Raw genomic sequence first — 17,282 nt, 5'->3', positions numbered from 1 at the left:
CTTAGGATTTTTTTATATTAAGCGATATAAATAGTACGGGCGTCCAACTTTTAAATAGACAATTTCACGTTCAAGATGATTGTTGGTTTCTAGAAATTGAATATACTTTCGTACTGAAACATGCGATAACTGACTGGCTTCAGATAATTGTTGAATCGTGACCCAGTCAACTTGTTTAGCCAATAACTCGACAATACTAATCAATGTTTGGCGACTCATCCCTTTGTCTAAAGGAATAGTTTGCACCCAATCTACAACTTCTATTTGCTGATTTATTTCTTGCTTATCACGTACCAAATGGTCAATATGATCTTGTGTCAATTCAGTTGGTACAAGCTGATCGTTTGATAACCGAGTCAAATATAGTTGGATGCTCTCATTAAACCGTTCAAATGAAAATGGCTTTACTAGATAATCCAGCACACCTAAATGACGACTTTTTTTGACCGTAGCCGCACTTTTCTCAGCTGTAATTAAAATAATTTCTGTATCTAGTTCTTTTTGTCGGATAGCTGTCAATAAATCTAGTCCGTATCCGTCTGTTAATGTTAAGTCCAGCAAAATCAAATTTGGAGCTAGTGTGTCAATTAATTCTAAGCCTTCGGTATAGCTAGACGCCATGTATACATCTAATGTGTCATCAATTTTAGCTAGATAATTTTTATGAATAAAACGTACCATTGGATCGTCTTCAATAATTAATAGTTTAGTCATGTGTCCCTCCATCGTCCCCTATCACACACTCTATTTGCACCCAACCATCATTAGATTGTGTCATCTGGTACTGACTTGTTGTCTTTCTTACTAAATGCTTAAAATAAGTTGTCGCGGTTTTTTGTTGTAATAGCTGGTAGGCTTCCATATCTAACGAACACTCATAGTATAAACTAATTTGCCGTTCACGATAACTAATTCGTTGTTCAATCGTTTTTGGGAGTGATAATGTCAATAAGCTATTATTGATATAACTGTAAATACTAATAAAATCATCTTCTTGTTTTTGATTAAATCCCGTCACAGATTCTGGTAAAATATCGACGACTAAGTCAATTTTTTTAGCGACAAATTTATTGCGTTCGGTAATTAATAATGCTGCAATGTTTGGATTTCCCACTAAGATTGAGACACGTTTTTCAAATTCTTCATCCGGTGTCAAAATATCAGCAAGGTATTTCGTTAGTTCTTCGTAAGCTTCTAAGTCAACTAGTCCATAGATAACATGTAGAATATTCATAAATTCATGTGATTGATTTTGTAGTGCTAAAGCGTATTCACGTGTCCGATCGAGCTTTTCAGAAATCAACGTTAACTCCGAAATATTTTTAAAAAATAAGATATAGCCGATATGTTGTTTCTTCACTTTGATCGGTGCAACTGAGAGTAAATAATCGATGCCATCTTGTTGATAGAGTTGCTCTTTTTTATCGATTAAATTGACTCGTTGCCACTCTGTGATAAACTGACTGATATCTTGTCCAACCACTGTTGATTTATTTAAAATATCTCCATTAACAAAATAGCCGGCTTGCTTATTCATTAATAAAACCTGATTATTTAAGTTAATCACGATAATCGCATCATTAGTCTCTGTTAACATTGCTTCTCGTTCTTCAAATAAACGTGCTAGCTCACTAGGTTCTAAATCGAGTAGTTGCTTTTTTAAAAAATAAGCCGTTAAACTACCCACAAAAATACAAATCACTAATGATAGACTAACAAAGAACGTATACGCTCTTTTTGTTTCATCAATTTGCTCGGTTAAACTTGTTGTCTTACGTCCCAGTGATACAACACCAATTTGTTTTTCTTTATAAAATACGGGAACAAAAACTCTAAGGGTTTCGCCTAATGTCCCAGAACTAATCGAAATCGTTTCCTCTCCCTTTAGAGCATTTCCTTCATCGTTACCTTCAAAATGCTTACCAATTTTATCACTATTTGGATGCGTTAACCGAATGCCATCCATATCAAAGACTACAATAAAATCTAGCTTGTGAATAGTCGATACCTTAAGGGTATATTTTTGTAGTTCCTCTGAATAAGTATTTTGCTCCAAACTATCGATAACTAACGGCTCTAAGGATAGATTGTGCCCTAATGCAACAAGTTGCTGTTCCTGACGTTTCTTCACTTCACTTACGGTATGCTTCGTTAAAAGGATGTAACTAATCGTAATAACAAATAACATCGTTAACATTAATACACTTGATAAAATGACCCATAATCTAACTTTCTTTTTCATTGTTTGTTCCCTTACTCATTCTATTTTTTATCACAATTTATTATAACCTATGTATCATACTTGCATTAAGTTAAATTAATTAAAAAATATTCACAATTTAAAGCGCTACCATTATATTAATAATATAACTTAGAAGGAGTTGAATGCAATGAGTAAATTCAAAAATATTCGGATAGGTTCGGTCACATTACCTGTCTATCTGTCATTATCAGCAATTATTTTAATTACGGCAATCACACAACAATTGCCTATTAACATGTTAGGTGGTTTTGCTGTCATTTTAACATTAGGTTGGTTACTTGGTACAATAGGTGCCAATATCCCAGGTTTAAAACATTTTGGAGGCCCTGCAATTTTATCTTTATTAGTTCCATCTATTTTGGTCTTTTTTAATGTTATTAACGATAACGTCCTTGCTTCTACAGACATGTTAATGAAACAAGCAAACTTTTTATATTTCTATATTGCCTGTCTAGTTTGTGGTAGTATTCTTGGTATGAACCGTAAAATATTGGTTCAAGGACTAATGCGGATGATTATTCCAATGCTTTTAGGTATGATTTTAGCAATGGGTGTTGGAACAGGAATTGGTGTATTACTTGGATTAGATTGGCAACATACTTTGTTCTTTATTGTTACGCCAGTTTTGGCTGGTGGGATTGGTGAAGGAATTTTACCACTTTCATTAGGTTATGGTGCGATTATGGGTGTACCAAGTGAAGAATTAGTTGGTCAATTAATTCCTGCAACAATTATTGGTAACTTTTTCGCAATCGGCTTTTCGGCTGTCTTATCTCGAATCGGTGAAAAGAAACCACATTTATCTGGTAAAGGACAATTAGTAAAATTATCTGAAACTGATGATATGAAAGATGCGTTAAAAGAAGATAACTCACCAATTGATGTTAAATTGATGGGTGCTGGCGTTTTAACAGCCTGTACATTATTCATTACAGGTGGCTTGTTACAATACTTTACTGGATTTCCTGGACCAGTTCTAATGATTTTAGTTGCCGCGTTACTTAAATATATTAATATTGTTCCTGAAGAAACACAACGTGGATCAAAACAACTTTATAAATTTATTTCTGGAAACTTTACCTTCCCATTAATGGCGGGTCTTGGTATGCTTTATATTCCATTAAAAGATGTCGTTGGCATGTTAAATGCCCCTTACTTTATCGTTGTTATTAGTGTGGTTTTCACAGTTACAATGACTGGTTTCGTTGTTTCTCGTTTTATGAATATGTACCCAATTGAAGCGGCAATTATTTCATCTTGTCAAAGTGGTATGGGTGGTACTGGTGACGTAGCGATTTTAAGTACAACAAATCGAATGAACCTAATGCCTTTTGCCCAAGTTGCAACACGTTTAGGTGGAGCAATTACAGTTTTATCAATGACTGCACTTTTAAAATTTATCTTTATTTAATTAATCACTATATAGGAAGAAGGAAAAAATCATGGACGTAAAAGAATTAGCCTTAAAACAAGCACGTGAACACGGTGGAAAATTAGCTGTTACACCTACAGTAGAAATTAACAATAAAGTGGATTTGAGTATTGCTTATACACCTGGAGTGGCTGCTGTTTCGAGTGCCATCCACGAAAATAAAGAACTAGCAAAAGTCTTAACAACAAAGAAAAATACCGTAGCCGTTATCAGTGATGGTTCTGCTGTTTTAGGTTTAGGTAATATTGGACCAGAGGCTGCTATGCCAGTTATGGAAGGAAAAGCGGCTTTATTCAAAAAATTTGCGAATATTGATTCTGTACCAGTAGTTTTAGCTACACAAGATACAGAAGAAATTATCGCTGTCTGTAAAGCCATTGCACCAACTTATGGCGGAATTAACTTAGAAGATATTAGTGCCCCACGTTGTTTTGAAATCGAACGTCGTTTAATTGACGAACTAGATATCCCAGTGTTTCATGATGATCAACACGGTACCGCTATCGTTGTTTTAGCAGCATTATTCAATAGCTTAAAATTAACTGGTAAAAAAATTGAAGACATCCACGTTGTCATCAATGGTGGAGGCTCAGCTGGTTTATCGGTTGCGCGTAAATTCTTAGCTGCTGGTGTGCAACATATCAAAGTTGTGGACTTAAAAGGTATTATCAATGAAGAAACACCTGACTTAGCACCACATCATGCCGATATTGCTAAAGTAACAAACCGTGAGCATCAATCAGGAACATTAGAAGATGCTCTAGTTGGAGCAGATGTTTTTGTTGGTGTATCTGCACCAAACGTTTTACAAAAAGAATGGATTAAAACGATGGCTGAAAAACCAATTATCTTTGCAATGGCAAATCCAACACCAGAAATTTTCCCGGATGAAGCAATTGAAGGTGGCGCTTATATCGTCGGAACTGGACGAAGTGACTTCCCTAACCAAATCAATAATGTCTTAGCCTTCCCTGGTATTTTCCGTGGTGCTTTAGATTCAGGCGCTAAAAAAATTACAATTGAGATGCAAATTGCTGCTGCTCGTGGCATTGCTAGTCTGATTTCTGATGCTGACTTATCACCAACGAATATTATTCCTGATGCCTTTGAAGAAGGCGTTGCGCGTGTCGTAGCAGACAGTGTAGCGAATACTGTTGATAGTCACGACTAGACTACAGCGTAAGACTAAAAAGACCACTAACCACTAGTAAACGAGATGGTTAGTGGTCTTTTCAGTTTAAAAACTAATTTCACCTAACTTTAAACCAACTTTTTTTAGAGTAACCCACGAGTTTTCACTCCTGTTAGTTACTTTTAAGTCATTCTATTGTACAATGAAACTAACTTATCTTTTTATAGGAGTGATTAATTGATGAAAGAATTCTCTCATCCAACGTTTCCAACGATTAAAATTCGTTTATTAACTGAAAAAAATGATTTTACCACGCTAAAAAAATTCTTACTTGAAACCAAAGACTACTTTACTGATTATCAAGACAGTGAGCCAACTGATGAACAAATTTCAACTTTCTTTAACCAATTACCCCCTAAGACAGCTTTATACCAAAAAAATGTCTATGGAATTTTTGATCAAGAGACAATGATTGGGTTGATTGACTGGGTGATTGATTATCCAGAAGAAACACAATCGATTATCGGTCTATTTGCCTTACGCGCTGATTATCGAGGAATTGGTTTAGCGCAACCATTATACGAAGCTTTAGAACAAATGGCCAAAGAAACAGGCAGTAAACTTTTAGTTTTAGGCTGTCTAGAAGACAATACACATGCGTTAAATTTTTGGAAAAAGCAACAATTTACTGATGTCAAATTAATTGAATCTGCCTATGGACCAGAATGGGTATTAAAAAAAGAATTATAAAAAAACGCTAGACCGAACAAATCGGTTTAGCGTTTTTTTAATCACGAACGTCACCAGTATTAATGACCGGTTGAGTCCCTTTTTCAGTAATAATTGATACCAATAAATTATTAATAATCTGTAATTTACGGTCATCGGTAAAGCGAATATCTTGTCCTTCTTCAATTTGTTCGAGAGCCATTTGTGTCATCGAAACAGCACCTTGAACAATGGTTTGTCGAGCTGATAAAATAGCGCGTGCTTGTTGACGTTGTAACATCGCACTAGCAATTTCTGTTGCATATGCTAAATGATTCAGCCGAGTATCAATCACTTCAACACCAGCCACTGCTAACCGCTCTTCTAATTCTTTAGCTAACTCTTCAGAAACTTCGGTTGTATTACCGCGCAGCGAAATATCATCGTCTTCAAAGGTATCATACGGATATTGTGACGCAATGTGACGAATTGCGGTTTCACTTTGAATTTCCACAAAGTCGCGGTAATTATCAACACCAAACATTGCCTTAGCTGTATCAACAACACGAAAAACAATGACTGCCGAAATTTCTACAGGATTTCCATCAAAATCGTTCACTTTCAAAACTGCACTATTAAAATTACGTACTTTTAGTGAGATGTCTATTTTACGAACTAAGGGAACCGTTATGAATAAACCATTATCTTTAATCGTTCCGATATATTTACCAAAAAATAGAATTACTTTTGCTTGATTGGGTGCTACGATTGTAATTGAACTCAAAAATAGTAGTGAAGCAAGGACAATAATAAAACCTAATAGGCTTAATAAAATCTTCATTTGACTCGTAGCATAAGCAATCAAACCGACACCACCTAAAAAAGTTAAAATCAAAATCAATAACGCCATATAGCCATTAAAATGAAATGCTTGTTTTTCTTCCAAATCGATCACTCCTTTATATGTTTATTATACCATAATTAAATAACCACTTAATAAAGTCGTAAACATCGGTTATCTAAAATAAAAAAGCAAGATGATTTAATATAATCACCTTACTTCCTACTCACTATTTTATTTTCAAGCTAGCCAATTGCTCATCAATAGCTGCAAAATCTGCACCGGCTTGAATTAAAGCAGCAGCCGTATAACTACTTTCAATAAAAGCTGTATCAAATAACGTTATTTCTTTATCCGTCATTTCCATTGCCATCTCTAAATTCATTTTAGCACTACCTAAATCATAAAATGCGAGTAGCTGAGTGGCTTCATTGTCATTAAACGCAGTCATAATTTTATCAAAACTAGTTCCCACAGCACCGTCTTCAGTCCCACCAGCAGTTGTAATTGATACATCCTTGGCTACTTCGCGAATTAAACGCTCGATACCTGCGACTACTTCTGGTACATGTGATACTAATACAACACCTAATGTCATTATTTTCTCACCCCAGCTTCTAGCATTGCTTCAAAAAAGTAGCCACTAGATACTGCTCCTGGATCTAAATGGCCTACTGAACGCTCACCTAAATATGATGCCCGACCTTTTGTTGCTTTCATTGGTTTCGTTGCTTCAGTTAATTCAGCAATATCGCTAGTAACTAATTCACCTGTTTCTAACTTTTCAACCACTGGAATCCATACATCCAGCATTGTTTTTTCGCCACGTGTCGCTTTACCACGTTTTTCAATCTCTGTCACACCTGCTGATAAGATAGTTGTTAATTCATCAGTTGTTGCGGAAGCTTTAGCCATTCCCATAAAAGCTGATCCATATAATGGACCAGACGCGCCACCGACTTTACTAATCATCGTCATTGCTGCCAACTTAAACACATCACTGACAGTCTCTGGTTGCTTTTCATTTAATGCTGCTAGCATTTCTTTGGTACCACGAGCCATATTAGCACCATGATCCCCGTCACCAATTGCACTATCTAAATCACTTAAATACGTTTGATTATCCGCAACTTTTTCTGTGAAGAGTGCTAACCATTGCATCGTTTTTTCAACATTTAACATTTTACTATTTCCTCCTTACCACGCGATTGTTTCAACTGGATAATTTAATGCTTCTAACCATTTGTCTTCTAGTTTAATCATTGTTAAGGATAAGCCAACCATATCAATTGATGTCATGTAGTCCCCTACTTTTTTGAATTCGATTGTTAAGCCTTCTTCTGCTAACAACTCTTTGACATCATTCATAAAAATAAATTGCTCCATTAACGGTGTACTACCTAAACCGTTCACTAAAACACCAAACTTATCACCAGTTTGCCATTTAAACTCATCTTTTAGTTTCATCACAATTTCCATAGTTAATTCTTTGGATGGTTGAAGTTTTTCCTTACGATAACCTGGTTCCCCATGAATACCAACACCAAATTCAATTTCATCATCAGCTAAGACAAATCCTGGACGACCAACAGCTGGTACCGTAGCACCTGATAATGCCACACCTAGCGTTTTAATATTAGAAACTAATTTATCAGCTAATGCTTTAATCTCACTAAGTGACTGCCCCATGTCGCTTGCTGCACCCAAAATTTTATGAACCAATACTGTTCCTGCCACTCCTCTACGACCTGCTGTATAGGTACTATCTTCAACTGCAATATCATCATCAACAATGACATAATCTACTGCAATATCTTCCATCTCAGCTAAATCTTTCGCCATTTCAAAATTCATCACATCTCCTGAATAATTTTTAATAATTAAGAAGACACCGGATCCTGAATCAGCTGCTTTAATACCTTCTAAAACTTGATCGGGTGTTGGTGATGTAAATACTTCACCACACACAGCAGCACTAAGCATTCCTTTACCAACAAAACCGGCATGTGCAGGCTCATGACCACTACCGCCACCACTGACTAATCCAACTTTATACTCACTAATTGCGCGTTTGGCAATCACATTAGTACCTGGCACTCGTTCCACTAAATCACTATAGGCATACGTTAAACCGTTTAACATCTCATCTAGAACATTTTCTGGTTGATTAATGATTTTTTTCATTTGGAAACCTCCAATTATTTGTTAATAACATCTTTATTATACATCGAAAAGGCTTCCTTAATCAATTTAATCCTACCAAGCGAAAAAAATAACCATATCTAGTAATCAGATATGGTTATTTCGCTAATTAATGTAAAATATGACCTTTTTTGAGACTTTCGTTAAATTTATTAAAAATCCGCTCAGCTTTTGGATAAATGAGATACCCAAAAATAAAGAAAGCAATTGTTACACAAATTAAGATTACAATGGCACCACTTGCCGTTGGCCAATAAATTCCCCCAACAGATTCTCTGAGTAATTTCACCGCATGTGTAAATGGAATATACGGATTGATTGCTCTAAAGAATGGACCAGACATCTCAATTGGGAAATTACCCGCTCCCGCCGAAATGGATAGTACTAAGATGATGATAGCTATTCCTTTACCTAAATTATCAAAAAGTGCCACCAACACATAAACCATTGTCATAAAGCACAAACCAATAACGAAAGCAAAAACTAAATTCCACACAGGATTTTTAGTGTACGTGCCTAGTAAAAATTGATTTCCCAAGATAACAATTAACGTTTGGAAGAAACCAACCGTTAAAAACGTCATCCAACGTGCTAAAAATTGTTGTCGCTTGCTATACTTAACTTTTTGCTTATCGTTGAGATAAAACTTAGTTGTAGCAATACTAGAAAATAGAATAGCACCAACCCAAATACACAATGCTGTATAAAACGGAGTACTTGCAGAGCCGTAATTAGGTACGGGATAAACACGATTCGTTTTTAAATTAACTGGTTCAGATAAAAACTTACCTTCTTTTGTAGCATCTGCTTTTAAATAACTAATGACTTCTGTTAAGTCAATATCTTTTTCACCTTTACGAATTTTATCACTGGCTTTTTCAACCGCTTTACGCAGTGCAGGCCACTCGTTATTGACCATGGTTGTCGCTAAACCTAAAGCCTCTTCTAACTTAGGTGCTTTATCATTTACTTTAGACATACCAGTTTGGATATTCTGTTCTATCCCAGGCAATTCTTCATTAATAAAATATGTTGCTGTCGCTAATTTTTGTTTGAGTAATGGGAAGTCACTACTAAAGAAATTAGCTCCTGTGTTAATACCTCCAACAATTAAATCCATATTCCCATTTAATAATGTATTAGCTGAATGAATTTCCTCTTTCACCGCAGGCAGTTCAGCTTGATATTTTTCTAAAAAGTTAATTGCTTCTTTTAATGTTCCTTGTGTACTTGACATTAAATTATCCAAACGTTCAATGAGTTGATCATCAACAATAGATTCCGTAATATTACCTGCTGATGCTAACACTTCTTGTGCTTGGCTAATTAATTGATCAACTGAACTTTGAACGCCACTAATATCAATTGCTGATGCAGCTTGATTGATAGTTGCTGCTTCATTACTAATTGCTTGTAACTCAGATTTTAAGCGGTCAGGTGATTCAACAAGTGTATCCCAATTATTTAGGACGTTAGTAACCCGTTGATTAGTTGAATCAACAACTGATTGCAAATGTTCTAAGCGACTAATAACCCCATCTAGTGCATGTGAGCCAACTAACGCTTGTAAATCATTTAATACATCAATCTCATGACTAATCATTTGACTTTGAGCAGTTAGTCTATCTGATAAACGGACTAGATGTGCCTGTACAGCTGCTAATTCTTCTGCTGATAATTGATTATTATCAATCATAGTGGCAATATCAGATGTAATTTGTGCTGTTTCACCAGAAATTATGACAATAATATTTAGTCCTGAACCAATTCCTGATGCTATATCTGGTAAACTCTCTTGGACACGTCCCAAATCATCTGATATTTGCGGAATCATCTCATTAGCCGTTGTTGCTAATTGACTGACGTCTGGTAACACTTTTTGCGCATCTTGGAGAATACCTAGTCCTTTGTTAGCCTCATCGATTGCCTGATTCATAACATTAGCAATATTATCAAAATCATTATCAATCATCTGAATCTGCCGTCCAGCATTTTCTAATTTTGGAATGTTATCTTGCACTTGGTAAACAAGCCCGCTTGCTTGTTCAATTTGCGGAATACGATTATTCAATCCAACGATTTTTTGTGTCATCTGATTAACTTCAGGTAAATAATCAACAAAATCATTCGCCAACGCTAATTTCTTGTTTAGCTCTGGCATTTTATTATTAAAATTAACTAACTCTTTTGTATAACCATCAATCACATCCAAATTGTCATCAATAGTCAAAATTTGACTCGTTAACTTTTTAATCGACGGTAAATTAGCATCTAAATCAAAGCCAATCCGATTAAAGATTGAAAATAGCGTTTGACTCAGTGTACCGATAAACTCAGATGAAATCGTTTCTTGTAATGTATTCGCACCTTTATCAGAAATCTTAGGTGCAATCGCATTAATTTTTTCATTCACACTATAAACAATTTCAGGTTTTTTAATATCACCATTGACAAAGCTCGTCAGATTTTCTGAAAAATTCTTAGGGATGTAAATCCCCGCATAATATTTTCCACTTTTCACACCATCATCTAATGCTTCTTTGCTATCAACAAATTGCCAACCTAATAAATCATTTTTCTCTAAATTTTTAATCATTTCTGTACCAATATCAACCTGCTTATCCATGACTTCAACTGGTTGATCATCTGAATAAACAGCAATTTTAATATCCCCCGTATTCGAATACGGATCCCAAAGTGCCCCGATATTAAACCAGGCATATAATGACGGAATAACCATTAAAGCTAACATTAAAATGAGCGTTAATTTATTTTGATAAATCCGTCGCCAATCTAATGCGTATAATTCAAACACCTGACTAATACGTTTTTTCATGTTTATCCCCACTTTCTATAGCGTCAGCTAACTCATTATTCCAATCGCGCATCGGTAAATCAGTATAGTCAGTGAAGACTTGTTTCATAATATCTTGCACAGATATCCTACTTAATACGTCACTCCAAGCAGCATCAGCTTTGGCAAACTGATTAGCAATGACTTGCTCACCATTTTCTGCAATATCAGTAAAATCGGTAAAAGCTTGTTCAAGTACACCTACATGTGGAAAAGAACACAGTGGTCCTTCAATAGAGGTAACAATGTCTAATAGCGTTACTTCACTTAAATCACGTTCAATGTAGAATCCACCATTTGTACCAGAGACACCAGAAATAATTTTAGCAACTACTAACTTACGTAATAATTTCTTGACATAAGACGGTGATACCGTTAGCTTTTCATAAATGGCACGTGACGAAGCCGGGGTTTCTTTTGTTTGTGTGGCTAACATCGCCATAATTGCTAATGCTTGTTCCGTGGCATTGGTCAATTTCACAGCTGTTCACTCCTTATTATCTACTTCAAAAAGCTATTATAGACTTTGAATGTCTATAAATCAAGAAAAAAGTGTAACTATCAGTAAAAAATTTTTTCTACTTATTTCATTAAAAAGCAATCGTTATATTTCATATTTTTACAGATTATAAAAAAACATACCAATCATTTATATAAATGACTAGTATGTTTTCATAAATTAAATCGAAATTGTTAAATTTAATGGGAGTAACGGAGTTTCTTTGCCCTCTAAAATATGGTCAACCAATAATTGTTGAATGTCTACTCCTTGATTTTCAGAAGCTACTGCGTCCAAATACATCCGGTACTCACCGCCGCCATTAGCACGGTAATCATTTACTGCAACTGAATAAACAGATTCATCTAGAATTTCAAGATTATTGAGTCGTAATTTTATTACACGTTCACCCTCTGGTTTAGTACAATCGAATGCATAATCTAACCCAAAATAAAAGTCATAATTATAGTGCTCAACTTTTGGGCTTAACCAGCGAGGATTAATCACTAACTCATCTTGTTTTAAAGCAAAATATGTTGCCGTTTTTTCCATTGCTTGACGTAATTGTTTACCAGTTAGCTTAACCAAGTAGAGCTGATTCTCATATGGATAATTAACTAGAATATCACGCATAGTCAACTCGCGTGCCATTGGATAGATAGTATTAAACGAACTAACAATCGCGATATCTGCCTGTGTCGCGACTTGCTCGACTGTGGCGATCAGACTAAACCATTCATTTCCATATCGTGCTACATCCAAATGGTTCATTTTAGGAATAGCTTGGTTTAGTTGACCAACAGGTGTATCTAAATAGTCTTGAACCTCTTGATTTAAATTAGTTAACTGTAAAGTCACCGATTGCTCAATACTACCAGTTGGATGATTTAACGTTGACTCAATTTGACAACCCGCTTCATTGACTGTAATAGCAATTTCAAAATAATCTTGCCCCATATTCCTTGGTTGAACAACGTAAGTTCCTTCAATATATTGACCAGGTATTTGCTGATGTTGATGACCAGTTAATAATAAATCAAATGATAGTTCCGTAGCTAATCGATAGCCAATATTTTCGGTAGTTTCTGAGATGGTTTTTTTTGTTGCCAAATCAACTTCAAAACCGCCATGATACAAACAAATTGTCACATCTACTTTAGGCGCTATCCGCTCATAAGCCGCTTTAGCCGCTACAAACGGATCAACAATGTTGACCCCTTCTAAGTTTTCAGCTTTTTCCCAAATTTGAATATATTCCGTTGTAATACCCACAATGCCAATTTTCATACCATTAGGTAATTCTTTAATTTGCTCAGGAAATAGGCAGTTTTGTTGTTCATCAAGCACATTGACGCACGAGACAGTTGCCTGTAACTCAGTTAATTGACGCTTCAATTGCTCAATACCATAATTAAAATCATGATTACCTAAGGTTACAAAATCATAGCCCATTTGATTCATGACATCAATAATTCCTGAAGCTAATCGGTTTTTTTCTGATAATAATTAACGAATGGGGAACCTTGAAACATGTCTCCACCGTCAATTATCAATGTATTTTCATCTTTTTGAACGGCATTAGCAATGGATAATAATCCCATTGGTTTCGTCTCATGGTCACTATAATCTGTCGGAAATAAATACCCATGTACATCAGACGTATAATATATTTTAGCTGTTGTCATGATTTTAACTTCCTTTCAGTAATTTCCGTCGAATCCGTGATGAAATTTGCTCTACAATAACGATTAGAACAAACAAACCAATTAAAATAGCACCTGCTTGACTCCATCGATACGCATTCATTGCAAAAATCAATGGTGCACCAATACCACCCGCACCAACAAGCCCTAAAATTGTTGCATCACGTAAATTCATATCAAAGCGATACAATAAAATTGAGAAGAAATCAGCATTTAATTGGGGGATAATCCCAAAACGGATTTTTTGGAATAACGTACTTCCAGCAGCTTCCATTGACTCTAAAATTCCTTGGTCTAAGTCTTCGATTGTTTCAGTAAACATTTTAGATACCATACCAATGGAAATCAGAGCTAATGTTAACACACCCGCTGAGGCACCGGGACCTGTTACCCGAATAAACATTAAGCCATAAACAAACGGTGGGACTGTTCGAATAGCCATAATGATAAAACGAAAAACAACTGTAACGCCTCGTGGCACAATATTTGTTGCTGATAGGAACGATAATGGAATAGCTAAAATTGCACCAATAATTGTTCCTAAAACGGCAATGGCTATTGTTTCTAATAATAAAAAGGGCACACCTTTTTTAGTTAAACCTAATAAAAACTCTGTATCTGGGTGGAAGATACCACCAAAAATATTTTTAGCAATTGTCATTCCTTCTTTGGAGACAGGTTGCATATTAATAGCTGTTGATGACCACCAGGTTAAACCAACTAACAGAATAAAAATCATTGTATAGTATAGTTTACGACTTGGTTCGTTCGCTAATTCTTCTTGTAATGATCGTTGATTCATTCTATTCACTTCCTCTTATTTTACGCCTAAGTTAAATGTTTACGTACTAATTTACTAACACTTTCAATCAACATGACCGTGATTAACAGGATAACTAAAATCATCCCGACATTAGGGTATTCACGCCAACCAATATTTTCGTTTAAAATCATCCCAATACCACCTGCACCAACATACCCTAAAATAGCTGCATATCGTACATTTCCTTCAAAATTAAATAGACAAGTTGAAATGTAAATGGGCAATAACTGTGGGATAATCGTTACGATAAACGCTTTACTACGACTACTTCCTAATGCTTCTAAAGCTTCAAAAGCTCCCATATCTGCTGTTTCAATTTGTTCAAATAATTGCTTACCAATGTAACTAAAAGAAAAAATAAAAATCGCAACTGTCCCAGCAAACGTACCTAGTCCCCATATATAAGTTGCAATTAAAGCTGTCACTAAAGTTGGCAATGTCCGCATAACAGTAAAAAGTAATCTTACGATATATACAACGACTTTATTACTTGTCATGTTTTCTGCTGCTAATATTGCAAATGGTACAGCCAACAAACTACCAAGTAATGAGCCAATAAAACTCATTTTAATTGTGTCTAATAACGGTGTCATAATGCTATCAGTATAAGAATAATTAGGTGGAAACATGGCGAACAACATCGTCCAAAATTGTTGCCCATTTTTGACAACTTTTACAAAATCAAATTGTGTCAAATATAAAGATGTCGCAATAATTAGAACTGTCACAATAATATAAATTGGCGAGCGGCTACGACTCTCTTCAATTGTCTTACCATTTGGTAACTTCCAACTAGTTGGTTTTAAAATTTGATCATACAGCTTCATCCATTTTCACCTCTTCTTTTCCGTAAATCTCATTTAGAACGTCAGGTGTCACCTCACTAACCGGTCCATCAAACACAATCCGGCCTTTTTTTAACAGCTACAATACGATCAGCATATTCAAGAGCTAATTCGACATGGTGAATATTAATTAAAACTGTTTTATTTAAATCCTGATTAATTCGTTTAAAATCTTCCATTACGCGCTCAGCTGTAACAGGGTCTAATGCAGCTACAGGTTCATCAGCTAGTAAGACATCTGGATCTTGAGCTAACGTCCGAGCTAAAGAAACACGTTGTTGTTGCCCGCCTGATAATTGATCGGTCCGAATAAATGCCTTTTCAGCAATATCTACTCGATCAAGAGCTTCTAGAGCACGCATTTTTTCTTCTTTTGTGAAGACACCACCTAATACACGTAAAAAAGACATTTCTGGTACTAATGCACTCATCACATTGCGAATAACTGAAATTCGCGGTACTAAATTATAAGATTGAAAAATCATTCCAACAGATCGTCTAAATTTTCTTAATTCTTTACCACGTAACTTTGAGACATCAACATCATTCACAGTTAGTGACCCTTCTGTAATATCAATTAGACGATTAATCGCACGAATCAACGTTGATTTCCCTGCTCCACTCGTTCCAATAATAGCAACAAATTCACCTTGTTCGATTGTTAAATTAATATTATCCAGCCCTTTTGTACCATTTGGATAAATTTTTGAGACATTTTCAAATTTTATCATTGCAAAAAACCTTTCCGTTTAATCATTTATTTGTAAATACTAAAAAATGAATAAATGGACTGAGAATCCCTCCTCAGCCCATCTACCATCATTATTTATTTAATAGATTATCGCTTATTTTGACGATTTTTTAATTAATTCTTGTGCTTTAATTTCAGAATCGTAATCAGCATTTGTTGCTTTTTGGTAGCCTTCGTGTGTATAAACTTCGATAACTTTTTTACCTTCATCTGTTTTAGACATGTTGATTAAAGCATTTTGTAACGCTTCTTTCATTGCATCATTCATTTTATCGCCATTTTTAGTAACTAAAACAGCATCATTGTAGATTGGTGGTGTTACACCAATTACACTAACTTCTTGCCAGATATCATCTTTACCATACTCTTTAGTCCATGCATCAGCAAAGTCACGACGTGCATCAGCATAAACAGGTAAAACATCAATTTGGCCAGACGCTAAACGAGCAAATCCAGAACCATAAGAATCATTTTGAACGCTTGCCTTAATATCAGAAATATTTTTATCTACGTTATCATTTAACCAAAGTGAAGGATAGATGTAACCTGCAGAAGAAGTTGTTGACGCTAATCCCCACTTCGCACTGTTTAAGTCATCCCAAGTTAATTCTTCACCAGCATTAACTTTTTTGATTAATTCTTGCCCTTTTTCAGAAGGACCAGCTAAAATTAATGAACGATAAGATGTTGCTTGTTTGTCAGTTGGCTCAGTCGGTTTTCCGTCGTTCCAATCTTTCGCTTTGTCACTATCTTTATTTAATCCAGCACGTGTTGCTGTCAAGATAACGTCAGTTCCGTCTTGGTATAAGGCATATGTTCCACCAGGTACTCCAAATCCAACATCAGCAGTACCGGATGATAAAGCTTCTCCAACAGCTTCATAGTTAGTACCAACTGTAATGTTTACCTTTTCAACATCATAGCCTTCTTTTTTCATTTCTTCTTTAACTAAATCACTTAAAGGCTCAGTTGCAGTCACAATATCAGCAGGATTTTTTGAAGGAACAAACATCACGTTTAATTCTTCAACTTTTTTATCGCCAGATTCTTTTCCTGCTTTAGAAGAAGCTGTATCACTCTTAGTATCTCCTGAAGAACATCCTGCAAGCAATGCTACCGCACCAACAGTTAAACCTAAACTCATTAATGTTTTTTTCATCTTAATAGACATACATAAACTCCTATTCGTTATGATTAATTTTGTACTTATTTTTTTGTTTTTGCACTAC

16 protein-coding genes and 1 pseudogene are annotated in these 17,282 nt (G+C 35.3%); 3 read left to right on the top strand and 14 right to left on the bottom strand.

What is annotated here, in order from left to right; all coding sequences use genetic code 11:
* Positions 1 to 12: 12 nt before the first annotated feature.
* Together BW732_RS07760 and BW732_RS07755 are read right to left on the bottom strand one after the other, a co-directional pair.
* Entirely contained in the window at positions 13 to 714 is a 702-nt protein-coding gene (locus tag BW732_RS07760) for a response regulator (protein ID WP_077276211.1), read from the bottom strand.
* Entirely contained in the window at positions 707 to 2,242 is a 1,536-nt protein-coding gene (locus tag BW732_RS07755) for a Spo0B domain-containing protein (RefSeq protein ID WP_077276210.1), read from the bottom strand. The genes BW732_RS07760 and BW732_RS07755 overlap by 8 nt, the downstream gene beginning before the upstream one ends.
* 148 nt (positions 2,243 to 2,390) lie before the next feature.
* Between BW732_RS07755 and BW732_RS07750 the strand changes: the two genes are divergently transcribed.
* From BW732_RS07750 to BW732_RS07740, 3 genes are all read left to right on the top strand, one after another.
* Positions 2,391 to 3,674, top strand: coding sequence for a 2-hydroxycarboxylate transporter family protein (locus BW732_RS07750; protein ID WP_077276209.1), 1,284 nt, complete (start codon positions 2,391 to 2,393; stop codon positions 3,672 to 3,674).
* A 31-nt stretch (positions 3,675 to 3,705) separates the two neighbouring features.
* Positions 3,706 to 4,866 carry an NAD(P)-dependent malic enzyme gene (locus BW732_RS07745; protein ID WP_077276208.1) on the top strand — a complete coding sequence of 387 codons (1,161 nt, stop codon included), beginning with the start codon at positions 3,706 to 3,708 and terminating at the stop codon, positions 4,864 to 4,866.
* A gap of 201 nt (positions 4,867 to 5,067) precedes the next feature.
* Entirely contained in the window at positions 5,068 to 5,577 is a 510-nt protein-coding gene (locus BW732_RS07740) for a GNAT family N-acetyltransferase (RefSeq protein WP_077276207.1), read from the top strand.
* A gap of 37 nt (positions 5,578 to 5,614) precedes the next feature.
* On the opposite strand, the gene BW732_RS07735 is transcribed toward BW732_RS07740, so the two are convergent.
* The 12 genes and pseudogenes from BW732_RS07735 to BW732_RS07680 form a co-directional block, all read right to left on the bottom strand.
* Positions 5,615 to 6,481 carry an SPFH domain-containing protein gene (locus BW732_RS07735; RefSeq protein ID WP_077276206.1) on the bottom strand — a complete coding sequence of 289 codons (867 nt, stop codon included), beginning with the start codon at positions 6,479 to 6,481 and terminating at the stop codon, positions 5,615 to 5,617.
* A gap of 124 nt (positions 6,482 to 6,605) precedes the next feature.
* A complete protein-coding gene (dhaM, locus tag BW732_RS07730; protein ID WP_077276205.1) occupies positions 6,606 to 6,974 on the bottom strand; it encodes a dihydroxyacetone kinase phosphoryl donor subunit DhaM in 369 nt (122 codons plus the stop codon).
* Positions 6,974 to 7,558, bottom strand: a complete 585-nt coding sequence (gene dhaL, locus BW732_RS07725; protein ID WP_077276204.1) for a dihydroxyacetone kinase subunit DhaL — start codon at positions 7,556 to 7,558, stop codon at positions 6,974 to 6,976. Before dhaL ends, dhaM begins: the two co-directional genes overlap by 1 nt.
* Positions 7,559 to 7,573: 15 nt before the next feature.
* Entirely contained in the window at positions 7,574 to 8,560 is a 987-nt protein-coding gene (gene dhaK / locus BW732_RS07720) for a dihydroxyacetone kinase subunit DhaK (RefSeq protein ID WP_077276203.1), read from the bottom strand.
* A 127-nt stretch (positions 8,561 to 8,687) separates the two neighbouring features.
* A complete protein-coding gene (locus tag BW732_RS07715) occupies positions 8,688 to 11,414 on the bottom strand; it encodes a YhgE/Pip domain-containing protein (RefSeq protein ID WP_077276202.1) in 2,727 nt (908 codons plus the stop codon).
* Positions 11,398 to 11,913, bottom strand: a complete 516-nt coding sequence (locus tag BW732_RS07710) for an RrF2 family transcriptional regulator (RefSeq protein ID WP_077276201.1) — start codon at positions 11,911 to 11,913, stop codon at positions 11,398 to 11,400. The genes BW732_RS07715 and BW732_RS07710 overlap by 17 nt, the downstream gene beginning before the upstream one ends.
* 198 nt (positions 11,914 to 12,111) lie before the next feature.
* Entirely contained in the window at positions 12,112 to 13,392 is a 1,281-nt protein-coding gene (locus BW732_RS07705) for a bifunctional metallophosphatase/5'-nucleotidase (protein ID WP_077276200.1), read from the bottom strand.
* A gap of 20 nt (positions 13,393 to 13,412) precedes the next feature.
* Positions 13,413 to 13,616: a hypothetical protein gene (locus tag BW732_RS07700; RefSeq protein ID WP_077276199.1), complete on the bottom strand. Its 204-nt coding sequence runs from the start codon at positions 13,614 to 13,616 to the stop codon at positions 13,413 to 13,415.
* A 4-nt stretch (positions 13,617 to 13,620) separates the two neighbouring features.
* Positions 13,621 to 14,436 (bottom strand): phosphonate ABC transporter, permease protein PhnE, encoded by an 816-nt coding sequence (gene phnE, locus BW732_RS07695; RefSeq protein ID WP_077276198.1) that lies wholly within the window; start codon positions 14,434 to 14,436, stop codon positions 13,621 to 13,623.
* A 26-nt stretch (positions 14,437 to 14,462) separates the two neighbouring features.
* Positions 14,463 to 15,284, bottom strand: a complete 822-nt coding sequence (gene phnE, locus BW732_RS07690) for a phosphonate ABC transporter, permease protein PhnE (RefSeq protein ID WP_077276197.1) — start codon at positions 15,282 to 15,284, stop codon at positions 14,463 to 14,465.
* Positions 15,271 to 16,033, bottom strand: a pseudogene (phnC, locus tag BW732_RS07685) (phosphonate ABC transporter ATP-binding protein). The gene phnE (BW732_RS07690) and the pseudogene phnC overlap by 14 nt, the downstream one beginning before the upstream one ends.
* A gap of 114 nt (positions 16,034 to 16,147) precedes the next feature.
* Positions 16,148 to 17,224: a phosphate/phosphite/phosphonate ABC transporter substrate-binding protein gene (locus BW732_RS07680; protein ID WP_211329909.1), complete on the bottom strand. Its 1,077-nt coding sequence runs from the start codon at positions 17,222 to 17,224 to the stop codon at positions 16,148 to 16,150.
* Positions 17,225 to 17,282 lie beyond the last annotated feature (58 nt).

Origin of the sequence: Vagococcus penaei (genome assembly GCF_001998885.1) — a bacterium.
Lineage (GTDB): Bacteria > Bacillota > Bacilli > Lactobacillales > Vagococcaceae > Vagococcus > Vagococcus penaei.
Note: the sequence above shows the minus strand (reverse complement) of the source record. Positions and strands in the feature narration are given on the sequence as shown.

Excerpts from the sequence above, each read along its gene's own strand:
- BW732_RS07705 (WP_077276200.1), bottom strand. The coding sequence starts at position 13,392 with ATGAATCAAATGGGCTATGATTTTGTAACCTTAGGTAATCATGATTTT.
- BW732_RS07680 (WP_211329909.1), bottom strand. The coding sequence starts at position 17,224 with ATGTCTATTAAGATGAAAAAAACATTAATGAGTTTAGGTTTAACTGTT.
- BW732_RS07715 (WP_077276202.1), bottom strand. The coding sequence starts at position 11,414 with ATGAAAAAACGTATTAGTCAGGTGTTTGAATTATACGCATTAGATTGG.
- dhaM (WP_077276205.1), bottom strand. The coding sequence starts at position 6,974 with ATGACATTAGGTGTTGTATTAGTATCACATGTACCAGAAGTAGTCGCA.
- BW732_RS07700 (WP_077276199.1), bottom strand. The coding sequence starts at position 13,616 with ATGACAACAGCTAAAATATATTATACGTCTGATGTACATGGGTATTTA.
- BW732_RS07740 (WP_077276207.1), top strand. The coding sequence starts at position 5,068 with ATGAAAGAATTCTCTCATCCAACGTTTCCAACGATTAAAATTCGTTTA.
- dhaK (WP_077276203.1), bottom strand. The coding sequence starts at position 8,560 with ATGAAAAAAATCATTAATCAACCAGAAAATGTTCTAGATGAGATGTTA.
- BW732_RS07755 (WP_077276210.1), bottom strand. The coding sequence starts at position 2,242 with ATGAAAAAGAAAGTTAGATTATGGGTCATTTTATCAAGTGTATTAATG.
- dhaL (WP_077276204.1), bottom strand. The coding sequence starts at position 7,558 with ATGTTAAATGTTGAAAAAACGATGCAATGGTTAGCACTCTTCACAGAA.
- phnE (WP_077276198.1), bottom strand. The coding sequence starts at position 14,436 with ATGAATCAACGATCATTACAAGAAGAATTAGCGAACGAACCAAGTCGT.
- BW732_RS07760 (WP_077276211.1), bottom strand. The coding sequence starts at position 714 with ATGACTAAACTATTAATTATTGAAGACGATCCAATGGTACGTTTTATT.
- BW732_RS07750 (WP_077276209.1), top strand. The coding sequence starts at position 2,391 with ATGAGTAAATTCAAAAATATTCGGATAGGTTCGGTCACATTACCTGTC.
- phnE (WP_077276197.1), bottom strand. The coding sequence starts at position 15,284 with ATGAAGCTGTATGATCAAATTTTAAAACCAACTAGTTGGAAGTTACCA.
- BW732_RS07745 (WP_077276208.1), top strand. The coding sequence starts at position 3,706 with ATGGACGTAAAAGAATTAGCCTTAAAACAAGCACGTGAACACGGTGGA.